The sequence below is a fragment of the Microbacterium sp. CCNWLW41 genome (genome assembly GCF_037083505.1).
Genome location: NZ_JBAOJP010000006.1, coordinates 340499 through 357898, shown reverse-complemented (window position 1 = coordinate 357898; position 17400 = coordinate 340499). Strand labels below are relative to the sequence as shown.

At 65.5% G+C, this 17400-nt stretch carries 13 protein-coding genes and 1 tRNA gene; all 14 read right to left on the bottom strand.

Features of this window, described 5'->3' with window-relative positions; translation table 11 throughout:
• Positions 1-16 precede the first annotated feature (16 nt).
• On the bottom strand, positions 17-1696 hold the full coding sequence (locus V6R91_RS22095; protein ID WP_336397060.1) for an acyl-CoA dehydrogenase family protein: 1680 nt from the start codon (positions 1694-1696) through the stop codon (positions 17-19).
• A complete protein-coding gene (locus V6R91_RS22090; protein WP_336397059.1) occupies positions 1693-2778 on the bottom strand; it encodes a zinc-binding metallopeptidase family protein in 1086 nt (361 codons plus the stop codon). Before V6R91_RS22090 ends, V6R91_RS22095 begins: the two co-directional genes overlap by 4 nt.
• Before the next feature lie 39 nt (positions 2779-2817).
• Entirely contained in the window at positions 2818-3957 is a 1140-nt protein-coding gene (locus V6R91_RS22085; RefSeq protein WP_336397058.1) for a PQQ-dependent sugar dehydrogenase, read from the bottom strand.
• Positions 3954-4445, bottom strand: coding sequence for a VOC family protein (locus V6R91_RS22080; protein ID WP_336397057.1), 492 nt, complete (start codon positions 4443-4445; stop codon positions 3954-3956). Before V6R91_RS22080 ends, V6R91_RS22085 begins: the two co-directional genes overlap by 4 nt.
• Positions 4446-4539: 94 nt before the next feature.
• The gene (locus tag V6R91_RS22075; protein ID WP_336397056.1) at positions 4540-5397 is read right to left on the bottom strand and encodes an ABC transporter permease; all 858 of its coding nucleotides are present in this window, start codon (positions 5395-5397) and stop codon (positions 4540-4542) included.
• The gene (locus V6R91_RS22070; RefSeq protein WP_336397055.1) at positions 5384-6367 is read right to left on the bottom strand and encodes an ABC transporter ATP-binding protein; all 984 of its coding nucleotides are present in this window, start codon (positions 6365-6367) and stop codon (positions 5384-5386) included. The genes V6R91_RS22075 and V6R91_RS22070 overlap by 14 nt, the downstream gene beginning before the upstream one ends.
• Before the next feature lie 10 nt (positions 6368-6377).
• Complete coding sequence (locus V6R91_RS22065; RefSeq protein WP_336397054.1) at positions 6378-7505, bottom strand: LolA family protein; 1128 nt, start codon at positions 7503-7505, stop codon at positions 6378-6380.
• Between the two features lie 129 nt (positions 7506-7634).
• Positions 7635-7710, bottom strand: a tRNA-Ala gene (locus tag V6R91_RS22060).
• 204 nt (positions 7711-7914) lie between these two features.
• Positions 7915-8973, bottom strand: a complete 1059-nt coding sequence (locus tag V6R91_RS22055) for a hypothetical protein (RefSeq protein WP_336397053.1) — start codon at positions 8971-8973, stop codon at positions 7915-7917.
• Between the two features lie 27 nt (positions 8974-9000).
• Positions 9001-9699, bottom strand: coding sequence for a M48 family metallopeptidase (locus V6R91_RS22050; RefSeq protein WP_336397052.1), 699 nt, complete (start codon positions 9697-9699; stop codon positions 9001-9003).
• A 13-nt stretch (positions 9700-9712) separates the two neighbouring features.
• Entirely contained in the window at positions 9713-12805 is a 3093-nt protein-coding gene (locus V6R91_RS22045) for a type I restriction endonuclease subunit R (protein ID WP_336397051.1), read from the bottom strand.
• A complete protein-coding gene (locus V6R91_RS22040; protein ID WP_336397050.1) occupies positions 12802-13533 on the bottom strand; it encodes a TIGR02391 family protein in 732 nt (243 codons plus the stop codon). The genes V6R91_RS22045 and V6R91_RS22040 overlap by 4 nt, the downstream gene beginning before the upstream one ends.
• Positions 13530-14756: a restriction endonuclease subunit S gene (locus V6R91_RS22035; protein WP_336397049.1), complete on the bottom strand. Its 1227-nt coding sequence runs from the start codon at positions 14754-14756 to the stop codon at positions 13530-13532. Before V6R91_RS22035 ends, V6R91_RS22040 begins: the two co-directional genes overlap by 4 nt.
• A complete protein-coding gene (locus V6R91_RS22030) occupies positions 14753-17200 on the bottom strand; it encodes a type I restriction-modification system subunit M (RefSeq protein ID WP_336397048.1) in 2448 nt (815 codons plus the stop codon). The genes V6R91_RS22035 and V6R91_RS22030 overlap by 4 nt, the downstream gene beginning before the upstream one ends.
• Positions 17201-17400 lie beyond the last annotated feature (200 nt).

Sequence of the window (17400 nt, the reverse complement as noted above, 5' to 3'; positions counted from 1 at the left end):
AAGCGGCGTCGAGGTGTCAGTGGCGCGCGACGACGGCAGCGGCATCCGTCCCGACCGGCAGCACGCCGTACTGCGCGCGGCGCTCGTCGCCCAGCCGTGCGGCGATGAACGCCTCGGCATCGCGCGAAGGAGCATGGCGGAGCATGAGCGAGGCCTGGAAGGCCAGCGCGAGGTCCTCGCTGATCCGCCGCGCCTGCGGCGCCGCGTCGCCGGATGCGGCACCCGACAGCCGGCTCAGCAGCGAGAGCGTGCGGTCGACGTGCCGATCGAGGACGGCCGAAGCCCCCGCCGTGCCGGCGAGCTCGTCGGCGAACGCCTCGCCCGAGTCGCGGTCGCGTGTCAGCGCTCGGAGGACGTCCAGGGCGATCACATTGCCGGAGCCCTCCCAGATCGCCATCACCGGCTGCTCGCGGTATCGGCGGGCCAGCGGGAAGGACTCGGTGTAGCCGTTGCCGCCGAGGCACTCCAGCGCCTCGTAGGCGTGCTGCGGACCCCGCTTGCACACCCAGTACTTCGACACCGGGGTCGCCAGCCGCCGCAGCGCGACGTCCCGGTCGGACGCCCCGGCCTCGAACAGCTGCGCCAGACGCAGGCCGGAGAGCATCGCCGCCTCGTACTCGAGCGCGAGGTCGGCGAGCACCGCGGTCATCGCCGGCTGGTCCACCAGCAGCGCGCCGAACGCGCGGCGGCCACGCGTGTGCCACAGCGCTTCGGCCAGCGACTGCCGCATCCCGGCGGCCGTGCCCAGCACGCAGTCCAGCCGGGTGCGCTGCACCATCTCGATGATCGCGCGGACGCCCCTGCCGGCTTCGCCGACCAGGAATCCGACGGTCCCGTCGAGCTCGATCTCGGCGGACGCGTTCGAGCGGTTCCCGAGCTTGTCCTTCAGCCGCTGGATGCGCAAGACGTTGCGCATGCCGTGGGGAAGGATCCGCGGGACGAAGAGGCACGACAGTCCCTCGTCGGTGCCGCCGTTCCGCGTGTGAGCCAGGACGAGGAAGGCATCCGACATCGGCGCCGAGCAGAACCACTTGTGCCCGGTCAGCTGGTACGCCCGGCCGCCCATCGATTCGCCGACCGTGGTGCCGGCGCGCACGTCCGAGCCGCCCTGCTTCTCGGTCATGGCCATGCCCACCAGCGCGCTGCGCTTCCCGCCCTCGACGACGAGGCGCGGCTCGTACTCGCGTGAGAGGAGCCTGGGCAGCCATTCGTCCGAGATCCACCCCGCGTCCTGCAGCGACGCCGCGGCGGCGTGGGTCATCGACACCGGGCAGGCGTGGCCCGGCTCCACCTGCGCGAACAGCATGAACATCGCCGCCCGTGCGACGTGCGCGCCCTGCCGCGGATCCGCCCACGCCGAGGTGTGCGCGCCGCGCGCGATCGCCTCGCCGATCACCCGGTGGTAGGACGGGTCGTACTCGACCTCGTCCAGCCGGAAGCCCCAGCGATCGTGCGCGTGCGAGGCGGGCGGATGCACCTCGGCCAGCTGCGCATCGCGCTGGAACGACGCCGATCCGACGAGCCGTCCGGCCTCGAGGAGGTCGTCCTCGGCCCAGCCCGCCCCGAAGGTCCGCACCGCCTCGCCGAGCGGGACGTTCAGGTCGTACTCGTTCACGTCGACGCGCCACGGCGGCTGATTCTCGACGTGGTGCGTCGCCTGCCCGATCACCCGATCACCGCGCCCGAGCGAGGTCATGCCCGTTCGCTCTCCACCGGCAGGGCCAGCGCATACTGCTGCTCCGGCGTCAGCGGTGCCCGCGTGACGATGTCGTGCACGAACGCCAGCTTGTGCCGCACGGGCGTGACGATCGTGAACGGGTACAGGTCGCCGAAGCCCATCGACCGGTTGATGCGGTTGAAGCTCTGCGAGAGCCATTCCCAGTCCGTCAGCAGGCGCTGGATCGGCTCGCGCTCGTAGGAGACGAGCGGAACGACGTCGGTGTCGCGCAGATTGGTCACCGCCGCGTCCAGGCGGATGCCGATGATCGCAGCCGTCTGCAGGGTGCCGGTGATGTGCAGATAGTGGGCGAAGGTCTCGGCGAAGTCCTCCCAGGGGTGCATCGTCGCGTACTCCGAGATGAAGGACTCCTGCCAGCCGGCCGGCGCGCCCACCTGGTAGTAGCGGGTGAGCGCTTCGCGGTAGCTCGTGCGCTCATCGCCGAACAGCTCGCGAGAGCGCGCCCACAGCTCGTCGTCGGTCAGGAGCACGTTCTGGAAGTAGTGGCCCACCTCGTGGCGGAGGTGGCCGAGGATCGTGCGGTACGGCTCGCCGAGCCGTACCCGCAGGGCCTCGCGCCGGTCGTCCAGACTCTCCGCCAGGTCGATCGTGATGATGCCGTTCGCGTGTCCGATCGTCACCGGCTTGCCGTTGGAGAGACTGGAGATGAGGTCGAAGCCGAGGCCGCCCTCACGCACGTCCCACCCCACGATGGGCAGGCCGAGGTCGGCCAGCTGCAGAAGCAGCCGGCGCTTGGCCTCTTCCGTCTTGGCCAGCTTGTCCAGGGCGACGGTGTCGTCCGCCGCGGGCCGGCGGCGCGTCAGGCGGCACGAGAAGCAGCGCCCGGCGGGTGCGTTCTCCCACACCAGCCAGTTGCACGCCCAGTCGCGATTGGAGCACGTGTACCAGGTGGCGCCGTCGATGACGACCTGACCGTGACGGATGCCGTAGAACTCGCGCGTCAGCAGGTGGTACGCGATCTCCCCTTCGCAGTTGGGGCACTGCAGCGTGTCGAGGTAGACGAAATGGCGGCAATGCGGACAGCGGGGCTGCGAGCTCACGCTCTCACCGTAGCGCGCCGCCACAGCAGACGTCCCGCGTCAGGTCGCCGGTGTCAGCGGGACGCGGAGCAGGAGGTCGTCGCCCTCTCGCGGCGTTCCGCGGCCGTCGGTGTTGCCCGTGAGCACCCAGAGCGAGGCATCCGGCAGCGCGATGACGTCGCGGAGCCGACCGTGCGCGCCGTCGAGGGCGGCCACGGCGCTCCCTACCGGCTCGCCGTCCCGTGTGTCGATCTGCCACAGCCGCTCGCCGCGCAGACCCGCGACGAAGACGGTGTCGCCATACGCGGCGATTCCGCTGGGGCTCGCCTCGCTCGTCGCCCATGTGACGACCGGATCCACGAACTCCGCCCGCCCACCCACGCCTTCGACGACCGGCCATCCGTAGTTCGCGCCGGCGTCGATGCGGTTCAGCTCGTCCCAGGTGTTCTGGCCGAACTCGCTCGCCCACAGTGTGCCGTCGGAGGTCCAGGCGATGCCCTGCACGTTGCGGTGTCCCATCGAGTAGACCGCGTTGCCCCAGGGGTTGCCGGGCGCCGGGTCGCCGTCCGGCGTGACGCGCAGGATCTTCCCGCCGAGGGCGTCCGGATCCTGCGCGGCATCGGACCGCTGCGCGTCGCCCGTCGTGACGTACAGGGAACCGTCCGGGCCGAACGCGAGGCGACCGCCGTCGTGCGTGCTCGCGCGCGGTATGCCCTCGATGACGACCTCCGCCGGACCGAGGGCGTATGCCCCGGCCTCCCCCTGCAACGGCATCCGGACCACCCGGTTGTCCTCCGCCGCGCCGAAGTACGCGTACAGCAGCGTGGTCTCCCCCGCCTCCCGCAGAGCCAGGCCGTGCAGGCCCGACTCGCCTCCGGAGGCCACGCCCGGGATCGTCCCCGCGAGACGCAGATCGCCGTGTGCCGTGAGCTCGAGCACGGTCCCGTCCCCGCGCTGGGAGATGAGGGCTCCACCGTTCGGGAGCGGGACCACCGACCAGGGCGCGTCGAGGCCGGATGCCAGCGTGCCGGTCGCCGAGCCGGCGCGCCACCGTGTGCCGGCTTCGGGGGCAGGGCTCGGCCCGAGCGTGGGGGCCTGCGACGTCGGCGCCCCGCCCTGCGGGCGGGAGGTGCAGCCGGATGCCGCGAGGAGTGCGAGCACGAGGAACGCGGCCGCCGCCACGCGGGCGGGTGACGTCATCCGTCGCCCACGGCGGTGTCCGCCACGGCGGCCTCGAGAGTCGCGAGGTCGATGCGCCGCATCCGGAGCATCGCCTGAACGGCACGGTGTGCGACGTCGGCGTCGGGATGGCGGATAAGTTCGACGAGGCGATCCGGGATGATCTGCCACGACAGTCCCCAACGGTCCTTCAGCCACCCGCAGGGCTGCTCCTGGCCGCCGTCGGCGGTCAGCGCGTCCCAGTACCGGTCGACCTCGGCCTGGTCGGCGCACGAGACGTACAGCGAGACGGCCTCGGTGAAGGGGAACTGCGGACCCGCATCCATGCCGTAGTAGTCCCGGCCCGCCAGTCGGAAGTGGACGTGCATCACCTTGCCGCCCATGCCGGGCACCTCGTCGGGATACCGGCCCAGCGAGACGATCTCGGAGTCCGGGATGAGCGCGGTGTAGAAGCTGACCGCCTCCTCCGCCGAGTCGTCGAACCAGAGGAAGGGAGTCACGCCGCTCATGCGTCCCACCCTCGCCGACGCGGCCCCCTCGCGCAATGGCCGGCGCATCCCGGGAAGGGGAAGGGCCGGCCGGTCGGGCGGCCTGCTCATGGTCCTACGAGAGGACGTCCTTCGTGGTGAACCTGGTGATCGCGGCGAACCCGAACACGAGGATGTAGCCGCCCTGCAGCAGCGCGTTGCCTGCGAACGAGTCCCAGGCGATCGGCGAGCGCAGCAGGTCGCCGAAGTCCAGCCACCGGTCGGTGAAGAGCCACGGGTGCACGGCGTCGAGCTGCGGGATCGCACCGACGATCTGGGCGGCGACCGCCAGGATCGCCGTCGCCGCCATCGCTCCGATGGGCACGGTGGTGAGCGTCGAGAGGAACAGTCCGATCGCCGCCAGTCCGCACAGCGACACCGACACGTAGGCGCCCACGGCGAGAAGACGCAGCAGGCCCTCGCCGACCGACACCTGAGTCCCGGTGATCAGCGTGACCGGCCCGACGGGGAAGAGGATCCACCCCACCAGCACTCCGATCGCGATCACCGTGAGCGTCGCCGAGAGGCAGAACGCCACCGCAGCGAGGTACTTCACGAGGAGGAGGCGCACGCGTCCGGCCGGGGCGATGAGTAGATAGCGAAGCGTGCCGTGGCTCGCTTCGCCCGCGATCGCATCGCCCGACGCGACGCTCACGGTGAGGGGGAGGAAGAGCGGGATCGCGACCGTCAGCGCCGCCAGCGAGACGAAGAGCCCGTTGCCGGTGATCTGATCGAGGAACGCCGGTCCGCGACCAGGGCTCGATCCGCCCACGAGCCGGATCGCGACCCCCAGCAGGATCGGGATGAGCGCGAGAGCGGCCAGCATCGCCCACGTGCGCCGGCGCCGGAACTGGGTGAACAGCTCGTTGCCGAACAGCTGCAACGTCCCCGATCCGGCGCGGGGTGTGGCCGTCGCGACGTCACGCGACGACATCGAAGCCCTCGCCGGTCAGCTCGACGAACCGCTGCTCGAGAGTCTCGCCCACCACGTCGAACCCTCGCACGCGCACGTCTGCCGCGACGAGCGCGGCCACCAGCGCCTCCGGGGGGACGCCGTCGTGCAGCATCCCGGTCACCAGATCATGATCGGATGCCCCATCCTGCGCGTCGGGGCGGATCTTCATCGATGCGAGCACCGCCCGGGCCGCGTCGACGTCGGGGGTGCGGACGCGGACGCGGGTGGGTCCGCCGCGGCGGCGGAAGTCGTCGAGGGTGCCCTGGGCCACGAGCCGTCCGCCGCTCATCACTCCGACGTGGGTGCACAGCTGCTCGACCTCGGCGAGCAGGTGGCTCGACACGAACACCGTCGTGCCGTCGGCGGCGAAGGAGCGGATGAGGGACCGGACCTCGCGGGTGCCCTGCGGATCGAGCCCGTTGGTGGGTTCGTCGAGCACGAGCAGCTCTCGCGGCATCAGCAGTGCGTTGGCGAGCCCGAGGCGCTGCTTCATGCCGAGCGAGTAGGCGTGCGCCTTCTTCCTCGCGGCGTGCGCGAGGCCGACGCGCTCGAGCGCCGCCGCCACCCGCGCCGTGCGCGTGCGGCTCGGCGAATGACGGTCCGCGGCATCGAAGCGGGTCAGGTTCTGCTCCCCGGTGAGGAAGGGCGAGAACGCGGGGCCCTCGACGAGCGCTCCCACGCGGGGAAGGACGGTGTCCAGTGACCGGGGCATCGGGGCGCCCAGGACGCGCGCCGCACCGCCCGTCGGCCTCAGCAGTCCCAGCAGCATCCGGATCGTCGTGGTCTTGCCCGACCCGTTCGGCCCGAGGAACCCGTAGACCGACCCGCGGGGCACCGCGAGGTCGATGGCGTCGACGGCGGTCTGCGCACCGAATCGCTTCGTGAGGCCGGTGGTCACGATGGCCGGCTCGGCCCCCTCGGTCGGGCGCACCGGGGTCGGGATCGTCACCGGCGGTCCGTCAGCGGCCGGTCCGGGCGGCTTCGACGAGACGCGCAGCGGGCACGGCGCCCGCCAGCACGCGACCGTCGTCCGTGAACAGGACGCTGACCAGCGAGGTCTGCAGGACGCGGCCGCCCTCGACGGCGGTGGTGACGCTCTCCAGCATCGCGAGCTGAGCAGGCTCGAGCGCCTGCGGCACGCCCGAGCCATCCGCCGCGGTCAGCGCGACCACCGTCGCCCAGCCCTCTCCGATGACCACGGGGGCGGCATCCCCCTTCTCTGCGTCCCTCTCGTGCTCGGCGTCATCCGGCCCGGTGAGGTCCTTCTCCACCACGACCATGTCGGCGCCGGGCTCGAAGGCGAAGGTGTCGGGGGCCGGAGCGGAGAAGTCGATGCGCGTGAACGCGATCTCGAAGGCGGGCGCACTCGCGCCCCGCGCGGTGACGGAGGCCGCGAGCGCGGCGCCGTTCTCGCCGTCGATGGCGAAGCGCACCTCGCCGACGAGGGTGTCCTCCATGCGCGGCACGATAAGGAGCTCGTACACCTCGCGCCCGGCCACACGCGCGTCGGTTCCCACCGTCACCTCGGTGGTGGCGTCGAGCCGGGCCAGCGCCTCGTCGAGCATCCGGTCGGGAGTCGGCAGGGTGCGGTCGGCATCGCCCGCACCGGGTGACGCGCCCGCCGGAACGGTGAGCCTCGTGGCGGTCTGCGACTCGCTGTCGACGAACCAGGCCTCCCCCGCTTCTTTCTCGACGTAGACGTTGCGCTCGCCGAGCTGGTCGAGCACCTGCAGGCGCGCCTGATCGCCGTCGAGGTAGACGTTCGCCGTGTGCGAGCCGGTGACCAGGGCGATCAGATCGTCGACCTCTGCCGCGCGCGGCCCGTCGTCGCGCTCCCGTGGTCCGCCGGTCAACCCGGCCAGGTCCGGCAGTCCGAGCTCGGACGACTGCTCGATCGTCCCGCTGAGCGCATCGACCTCACTGGCGCTCGCGAACGCGATCAGTTCCTCGACGGACTTGTCGGGCAGATCGACCGCTCCGCTGGCCGCCATCGGCACGAGCACCGCGGCGCCCACCGCGATCGGTGCGGCGATCGCCGCTACCCACGCGAGGGGACGACCGGCGAGCACACGGCTCCTGCTGCTCATGCGGCAAGGCTACGCCGGTGCCGGCATCCCGTCCCGGATCACGGTGAACACTCAGGGTCCAGAAGACGACTGCGAACCAGTGACAATCCCTGATGAGGGAAGGAAGATTCGGTGCTTTACCGGAAGTTTTGGTGGACCTGAGGGGACTCGAACCCCTGACCCCCTGCATGCCATGCAGGTGCGCTACCAGCTGCACCACAAGCCCGCATGGTCTCGCGGATGCCCAAAACCCCCGGAATCTTGCGCTTCGGCTTCACTCCGGTGGTGGTGACTGCCAGCATACGCGACTGGGCTTCGAGGATTCTCGACGCACCTCGAGGACCTGCGAGGTATCCGAACTGTCGAGAAAAGGACTACAACTCAATTTCTCCGGCGATCGGAGTGCGCGGCGAGACCAGTGCATTGTCCGCTACGCGCGGAGATCCAACTGACTGACCCAAGCCGACCAGTCCCGGTTCTGTATGCCGCCTGACTCAGCGCTCACCTGCGCCAGCGCCTCCACCCCGGACTCTTCGACGGTGTCGGACTCTAACGACTCGCTGTCGGGATCCCATCGAAGGAAGTCGACGCTGACTCGAAGTTCGACTAGCGCGAGTGCGGTGGCAGTTTCGTCTCTTCGGGACACTTCAATGTCGTCAACGTTCACCACACGATCGATTCCGAGCACGCGGACCACAGGATCGTAATTGGAGTCCCGGCGCGGCAGCAATCCTGGTGGCAAACCACCAACAACGGTTGTGCGATGGAGCTGACGTTCGGACAGGCGCGGCAAGTCCTCGCGGATCGCCTGATCAACCAGATTGAACGCGAGCTCCGATCCGTTCTGCAGACGAAGCAACGCCTCTTTTGCGGCCCAGATATCTCTGAGCAAGACCGGAGCATCACCGTCAGCAAAGTGCCGGTCCGCATCGCCGTCAGCCGTGACGAGCACGACCCTTCCCAAAGAGTCAGCCGCCGCTTGGATTAAGCGCCACGAAGCGCTGTCCGATGCTCCAGTCTTTACGGCTTGACCCTTGTCCGACTTTGTACGCCCGGCCCCTAACCTGAGCACCTGATCGCGAATCCCCGCGACTGCCGCTTCTGCATGGCTACCAAGATCAAGAACTACAACGGCCTGTCGCCCATCGTCTAGCCAAAAGTCAGTGACCTTCTCCTCCAGGTGCTCGACAAGCTCAGCAACGCTCCAGTTGTACGCCACTTCGGCGAACCCCTCGACGCCAGATGCGTCTAAGCGCCGCGCCGCCGTCTCCGTTGTCTTCTTTGTGGTCAAGGCCAAGTTGTGGGCGTGTTCGGCCCACTCCCATAGCGCGGGCTCTGGGATCCAGATTTCCACGTCCAGTTCTTGCGCGTTGATCACGTGGACCAACTCCTGGATCTGATCCAAGTTCAAGAAGCCGTTGCTGCCCGAGTTGGTATCCAGCACAATCGCTTGCACATCTTGAGGGATCTCACGGTTTCGTTCGGTCATCACGCCCCTGACCCATGCGCCGTTCGCTCATGCCGTCCAGACCTCTTCCGCCAGCGGCGCATCGTTTAGCTCAGCGCGACGGACGCGCCAGTCGGGCAGGTTGCGATCCATCAGCGCGGCAAAGCGCGCGCCGTGCGCGCCGTCGAGGTAGTGGGTGAGTTCGTGCACGACGATGTACTCGAGGCAGTCCGGGTGCTTCTTGGCGAGTTCGACGTTGAACCACAGGTGGTGACTCTCGCGGTTACATGAGCCCCACTTGGTCTTCATCTTCCGAATAGTCCACTTCGGAACTCGCACCTCCAGCCGCTCCTCCCAGGTGCTGATGAGGTCAGGGAGCGCAGAGCGCAGCTGCGCTCGATACCACTGGTCGAGATAATCCCGGCGCTGCTCGATCGAGGCGTTCGGAGCCACATACAGCGCGAGACGATCGCCGTCGACTTCGACGTGCGCGCGACCCGGTCGCTCGATGACCTTCAGCCGCTTCCGGATCCCCCAGACGTAATGCGACTCCCCTGTCACCATTTCGCGATGCGACTGCCGTGCGGCGCCCTGCAGCTCCTTGCGCTGTCGCCGGATCCAGGCGAGACGCTGAATCACCGCCAGGCGGATTTGCTCGTCGTCCAACCCTATCGGCGCAGCGACGCGCACGCGGCCGGCCGGAGGGTAGACACCGACATGGAGATGCTTGATGTTTTTGCGGACAATGTCGATGTCCAACCCGCGCACAGTGAGGTATGCACTAGCGGTACTCATCACGTGACCTCACGAGATCAAACACCGCGTCGAGCCGACCGTCGGCGTCAGGAAGCGCCCGCGCGATAGCTTGCCTAACCTGCTTCCGCTTCATCGGGTTGTCGGCCCAGTCGTGCTTCTTCACGTTTCGCACCGCCGAGTCGATGACGAACGCGAGGTCAGCATCGTCATCCAACGTGTCGATCAGCGCCTTCTGTCCACCGTGCTTCGCCCACGTCGGGTAGGTCTTGCCGGTGTCCTTGCTGCCGAGTTGCTGTGCTGCTTCGAGGATCTTTGCGAGGTACGCCTCGTAGTCGAGTGCTTGTTTGCGGCGCTCCTCGAGTATCGCGTCGAGCAGTTCACTCATCCGGTCGTAGAACTTCGGATTGAGTGCGTGCTCGTCGATGATCACCTTGCGCATGTTGTTGACGATGGTCTCGGCGACCGCGTCCTTGCTCTTCCTGATGCCCGGCGGGAGCTTGTCAAACGCGGCCGGGCCGAGCTTGACGATGAGGTCAATGAGGCCGGTGTCCTCAAAGTTGGACACAACTTCCGAGGCACCCGCCTTGATGTAGGTATCGAGCAAGAAACGCATGTCGGCCTCGTAGGCCTTGAAGTCGACGTCCTCACCTGCGGCGAGCTTCACCTCGGCCCGCACGTCGCTGTAGTGCGCGATCTCATTTTTGATCTTCTCGACGTCCGCAGGACTGTAGCCCGCTTCGTCCATGTCGTTGGCGAGGTTCGCGAACGCGCGCACAACGCCTGAGACAGCCTTATACAGCTCCACGCGCTTCGGTTCGTTGACCTTTATCTGGGCAGCATCGCCGGCCACCTTCGAGACGAAGTAGGCCCGATACTCGTCGGTGCCCTTCGGCGGAAGCACAGGCTCACAGAGCGCACGGATCCGCTCGAGCGCATCATCAAGCTCGTCGCGAGCCTTATCGATGCGATCGGTGAGGAGCCCTTCGATGTCCTTCTTCTCGTACCCTTCGAGGGCACCCGAGGTGTAGTCGTTGATAGCGCTTTCAAGCGAGTTGAACAGGTCACGGTAGTCAACGATGTAGCCATAGTCCTTATCGTCGCCGTCGAGTCGATTCACACGGCAGATCGCCTGGAACAGCCCGTGATCCTGCATCTTCTTGTCGATGTAGAGGTAGGTGGCGCTCGGCGCATCAAAGCCGGTCAGAAGCTTGTCAACCACGATGAGAAGCCGCATCTGTCCCGGCTCTTCGATGAACTGCTTCTTGACTGCAGACTCGAACTCTTCGACGCGCCCCATGGCAGCGTCCTCGGACTCGTCAAAGTAGTCTGCTAGCATACGGCGGTACGTGTCGTACTGGGCGAGCTTTTCCGTCCTGCCGGCCCCGGAGTCTTCCTTCGAGATCTCGGTGACGTTCGGCTGGTAGCTCGTGACGATGGCGCACTTGCCCTTAAAGCCAGCGGCGACGAACAGGTCATAGAACTTGCACGCCTGATAGATACTCGCGCCGACAAGCATGGCATTCCCGCGCCGGTCCATGAGTCGCGGCTTGGTCTCCATGTCGAGCAGGATGTCCCCAACGATCTGCTCCGCGCGCGACTTGCTGGACACCACCTTCTGCATCGTGCCCCACCGCTTCTTGAGCTCGGCACGCGAGAGGTCCGTCATACCCTTGGTCTTCGCCTCGAACCACTTATCGACACGCGCAGGCGAAGCGAGGTCCTGGTCAATATCGCGCGCCTCGTAGCGGAGGTCGAGCACGACGCCGTCGCTGACGGCTTCGTTGAACTTGTAGGTGTGGATGAATGAGCCAAAGGTCTCGATGCTGGTGGCCTTATCAGCCTTCAAGAGCGGCGTACCGGTGAATCCGATGAACATCGCGTCGGGGAGGAGCTGCTTCATGGCGCGGTGCATGCGTCCGGACTGCGTTCGATGGGCTTCGTCAACGAAGACGAAGATATTGCCCTTGGCGCGGAAGTCCTTCGGAAGCGCAGCACTCAGCTCCGCGATGTAGTCGTCGGCGTCAGCGTCGGCATTGGAGTCGTCGCCACTGTCGCGGAACTTGTGTACCAGCGACCCGATCAGCCACTCCTCTGAAGTGTTGAGGGTGGCGATGAGATCGGCGCCGCTCTTCGTCCGATAGATCGACTCGTTGACGCCCTTAAAGACCTTCTCGATCTGTTCGTCGAGTTCGGTGCGGTCGGTGATGATGAGGACACGCGGATCGGTGCCGACCTGGGACTCACGGATCCACTTTGCGAGCCACACCATGGTCAGGCTCTTGCCCGACCCCTGGGTGTGCCAGATGATGCCACCCTCGCGCTGCGCGATGCGCTTCTGCGCGGCCTTGACACCGAAGTACTGGTTGTGGCGCGGACCCTTCTTGACGCCCTTGTCGAAAACCATGAAGTCGTGGATCAGTTCGAGGAAGCGATCCTTCGAGCACACCTGCAACAGCGCACGGTCGAGAGGAGAGTCAACGTCGGAATCCTCCTTCCACTCCAGCCAGTACTTTTCCGGGGTATCGATAACTCCGTACCGAAGACCCTCGGCGTCATTGCCGGCGAACAGGTACTGGACGGTTGAAAAGAACGGACGGATGAAGTCCTTACTCTGATTGCCGATGGACTGGCGGATCCCTTCAGTCAGCGAGACCTTAGAGCGCTTGAGCTCAACGACGCCAAGCGCCAGGCCGTTGACGTAGAGCACGATGTCCGGACGCTTGGTGTGGTGGCCGAGGACGGTCACTTCCTCCGCGATCGCGAAGTGATTGGCGGACGGGGTCTGCCAATCGATCAGCCAAACAGTCTGCGTTGACTCCCCTACCGCTGCCTTCACCTTCACGCCGTAGCGAAGCAGCTGATAGACGTCGCGGTTCGCTTCGTAGAGGTTGTGACCGACGCCGACGGCGGCGGCCTTCTCCAGCTGGTCCAGCGCGCGGGTGATGAGCGTCTCGTCATAACTCCGAGCGCGCAGGTTCTGCGTCAGGAGATCCGGTTCGATCCCGTTGGTGCGGTTGCCGTCGTGCCAGTCGCCGAGGTACTCGTACCCCAACTGTTCAGCGAACAGCCTCACGACCCGATCCTGTGTCTTCTTCTCGATCTGTCCAACTGTGCTCATGATGCTCCCCTTGCGTGCTCAACTACTGATTCATCTACCCAACGTGCGAGCACGCTCAGCGCCGCCAAGTACTCGAGGGCAACCTGCTCGATGAGCTCCTGATCCGCTTCGTGCGAAAGCGGATTGCGAATGCCCGCAAACACGCCCTCAGCAAACGCCATCGCTCCGCGTTGTACGGAGCGGTACGTGTCGCTGTCCTCGGGCGGCAGGCGCCGCAGCCGTGACTTCCCTGCCTTCGCTTCATCGAGCGAGAAGGACTGCTTGAAGAGATCCGTCTCGCTGACGTCGCGACGGCCCACCTTGTTCTGCGTCTCGGCGTTGAGCTTGGTCACGGCGTCGCGCACGGCCTGGACAAAGTGACCGGATTGCCAGAGCGAGCGCGCGCCGCTCCAGATCCACGGGTGGAGATCCGCCGCCGAGATCTCGGGCGCGTCGTCACCGAGGTTCTGCCTGATCTCGTCCGCACGCTTCAACTGCGCACGCGCACGCGTCGCAGCCTCACGATGTCGAGCCCACGCGGTGTACTCATCGTCGGGAACTTCGACCCGCCAGCGTGGAAGCACTCGATTCAGAATCTGCTCAGCGACCTGCGCTTGCGCCGCAATATCTTCCTCGGAGCCTCTCGGAAAGCTACCTATGACATTCGGAGACGGATGCGGAACAAGCTCGGTCAAGTGAATAAGAGTGTCGAGCTCCTTGAGCGCCCATTCGGTGTTGAGGCCACTCACGCTGCGATCCCCACAGGAATCCGAACGCGTCCGGTAAGGAGTTGCTGCATCATGCCTTGCTTGATGGCGCGAGCTTTCGCAATGCGCCGATTGATTGCGTCAAGTTCATCGTCTATGGACGTGAGGACTGTCGCGATTGCGCTCTGTTCATCAACTTCGGGCATGAGCACTTCGAGTCTCTTGATGATCGCCAGATTGAGCCCACCACGGCCACCGTCCCCCGAGGACCCACCACGCAACTCCGCATAACGGGTGTCGAGGTTGTAGTACAAGAAGTCTGAGTTGTGCTCTGTGCTGGGCAGAATTCCGGCGATCGACTGATTGGTCGACAACTCGACGCGCGAGACCGCGACTGTGCCTCGAGTCTTGCCTTGTCCCGCAAGTGCGATCAGGACAGTGCCCGCTGGTAACAGCTGTGCAGCGGACTCCCGCAGGCCCGCTCTCGTAATGCGTCCCACGACTTCGGTGATGCGCTTGAGGTGAATCTCACCGGAACTCATCCACCTCACGTCACCACCCCAGTATCGAGCTACAGCTGTCGATGGCGTCCCGCCCGCCTTCACTTGGGCGAAGCTGCCTACCTGCCGTGCGGTCCATTCGCCTTGGAACCCCGGAAGGCGCGTGTGAGCAGTCAGAAGTTCCCTCATCATGCCCTCCTTCAGCGACTTCTTCTTCACAGCAAGGCGCTGCAGGGTTGCGATCAAGCGCTCGACGTCCTCGAGCGCGTCCCCAATTGCCCGTTGCTCGTCCGCATCCGGGGCGAGAATCTCAAGTGCGAGTACGCGGTCCTTGGGGATGCTCTGCATGCTCATGCTCGTTCCCGAAGCAAGCCCATGGAGAAGCGCTGAGCCCGGCTCCGAGGCGAGGAAGTATGTCAGCCAACGCATATCCGTGCGTGCTCCGCGTTTCGACCGTGCGAGCCACAGCCGGTCAGGCAGGTAGAGGTTGGGGTATGTCTTGTCTACGTACCCAACATCGCCGACCATCGCCGGCGTGTTCATTCGACTGATGATGAGGCTTCCTGCGACGGGGTTGCAGCGAGCGCGTCCGCGATCGGCGGCGAGGATTGTCTTCACCTCATTCGGCACGAATCGACCCTGGTCCACGGCAGACGTCTTTAGGACTGACGGCCCGAAGCCGACACCATCAACTGAGCGCACGCTCACACCAGCGGTTAGGCCGTCGATCAAATCTGAGATGCGACGCGTCTGCCACTCACTCACGACGAGATCCCCATTGCTTCCAGGTGCCTAGCGACGTTCGCCTCCAACGTCGCTAGCTCGGCGTCCAAATCGTCCACGGTCTCGGCGTAGCGTGCTCCGAGCACAGTGACTCGCCCAACAAGCTTGAGCGTGAGGTTGCTCACCGCGTCATCGACGCGCGTGAGCAACGTGGATCGCCACTTGCCGTCAAGCACAACCTCGTGCACGTCCGAATCCTGCAGCACTCCGTACTTGCGCAACGCAGATTCATTGAGGTCAGCCTGCGCCTCTTTCGCCGCCTTCTTCGCCGTGGCCTCGTTCCCGTAAAGCTTGATCAGGCGAGTCAGTGCGGCGATCTCGTCCGCATCGCCGCTCCCCTTGATCTCACGCAGACGCTTGGCCGCCAGAACCTTCGAAATCTTGTCATCGTCCATGGCATCGGCAAGCAATCCTTCTTCGCCCGCGTGCTCTTCGACGTACTCCTCAACCGCGCGAGTGGCGTCGTCCGCAGCCGCTTGCAGTTCATCGGCCTTGAGCTGGTCATCTGGGAAGAACCGCGCCACGATAAGCGCCGGCGGAACGAGGTCCATCTTGAACTTCTTCTTCGAGCGTCCGGTGCCGATCTCGAGGTCAGCTTCCTCGCTGAGCTTGCGCTCCTTGTCCTCGATCGTTGGTCGGGGCTTGGCCGCGCTGGCCCACGATCCTCCGTTGCCAAGCTCAGTCATGAGAAGGTACACGTCATCATGCATGGTGTCGTTCCAGTAGCTCATGAGCTGCTGATAGACGTCATACTCGTCAAGCAGTGGCATGTCCTTGAAGCGCGTAAGCAGGTCGTCGCCGAGCTCTCGGATCAGGTCATTCGGAATCGTCTCGGCCGAGATGCCGAGAAGCGCGCTGCGGTGCGCTTCGAACCAGTCCGCCACCACCGTCGCCACTTCCTGGCGGATGGAATCCAGCCCGCTGCGGTTGAGCGCATACTCCTGCACCTCGGAGGGGTCAACGACCAGCGTCGAGTAGCCGTCACGGAGTGGCTGGAACAGTTGGCCTTTTAAGGCGGGTAGCGCGTCCCAGTAGTTCTGCAACGCATCGATGTCGCGGTTCGGAATGCCGCCATGCAGATGACCCGACAGATCTTGAATGTCCTCGGGCTCGGAGCTGTCGATGTAGCGCGGGATGTTGAGGTTGTAAGAGTTCTTAGGGTCTGCGATCTCGCTCATCGGCACCATGCGCGAGTAGCCATCGATCGGCACCTGGCGATTGAACGTGTCGACGATCTTGTGGATGTCCTGATCGCGGAGGCGGTTCTTGTTGCCGTCCTTCGTAAAGCCCTTGCTGGCATCCACCATGAACACGCCGGTGCGACTGACCGCGTTCTCCTTATCGAGGAGCACGATGCACGCCGGGATTCCGGTGCCATAGAAGAGGTTTGCGGGCAGCCCGATGACGCCCTTGATGAAGCCCCGCTTGAGGAGCTCGCGGCGGATGTTGCCCTCGGCGTTCCCACGAAACAGGACACCGTGCGGCAGGATGACTGCTGCTTTGCCTTCAGACTTCAGCGACGTCAGCGCGTGAAGGAGGAAGGCATAGTCGCCGTTCTTCTCCGGAGGCATGCCGTACTCGAACCGGCCGTAGTCCTCTTCCAGTCCGTTGTTCCACGACTTGATGGAGAACGGAGGGTTCATCACGACGTAGTCGAAGGTCTTGAGGCTCTTGCCGTTCGTGAGCTGCGGGTTGGTGATGGTGTCGCCCTTGTAGACCTCGGCATCCGCGTTGCCGTGAAGAATCATGTTCATCTTGGCCAGCGCCCAGGTCGCGTTGTCCTTCTCCTGGCCGTATATCGTCATGCCACGAGGAGCTTCCGCGGCCGCCTTCAAGAGCAGCGACCCCGACCCACAGGCGGCGTCGTAGACAGTCTCGTCCTGGCTGGTGGAGCTTCCGATGCCGACCACCTTCGCCAGGACGCGAGAGACCTCGGCAGGCGTGTAGAACTGTCCCTTGCTCTTGCCCGACTCCGTTGCGAAGTGGCGCATCAGGTACTCGTACGCGTCGCCGAGAAGGTCGTCACCTTCGGCCCGCGAGCCGCGGAAGTCCAGGTCGCGGAAGATGGTGACGAGCTTGGAGAGGCGATCCTGCATCTCCTTGCCGTTGCCGAGCTTCTCCGCGTCGTTGAAGTCGGCCTGGTCGATGACGTTGCGGAGCCCGTTCGCGTCGGCCAGTTTGCCGATGATCTTGTTGAAGCGATCACCGATCTCCGGGTCGCCCTTGGCGGCGAACATGTCGTCGAAGGAGCCGCCGTCGGGTACCTCGATGAGACTATCCGGATCGGAGGCAGCCTTGTCTGAGACGTACTTCATGAAGAGCATCGTCAGGATGTAATCCTTGTACTGGCTGGCGTCCATGCCGCCGCGCAGCTGATCGCAACTTGCCCAGAGGGAGCTGTAGAGATCGGACTTCTTGAGAGCCACTACCACACCACCACCCTCGACCGCGCAGCAGCACTCTGCGTCAGCGCGCAGCGGTTGGTGTGTCGGGTTGTGGCGTGAGTCATTCGTGAAAGTTCCTTCTGCGCATCTGCGCGCGATCGTTAGTGATGTCCGCCAGGGCATCGCTCTCAGACTAGTGATCGACAGCGACACCCCTTCGGAAGTGGCGGGGGTGGCGTGCC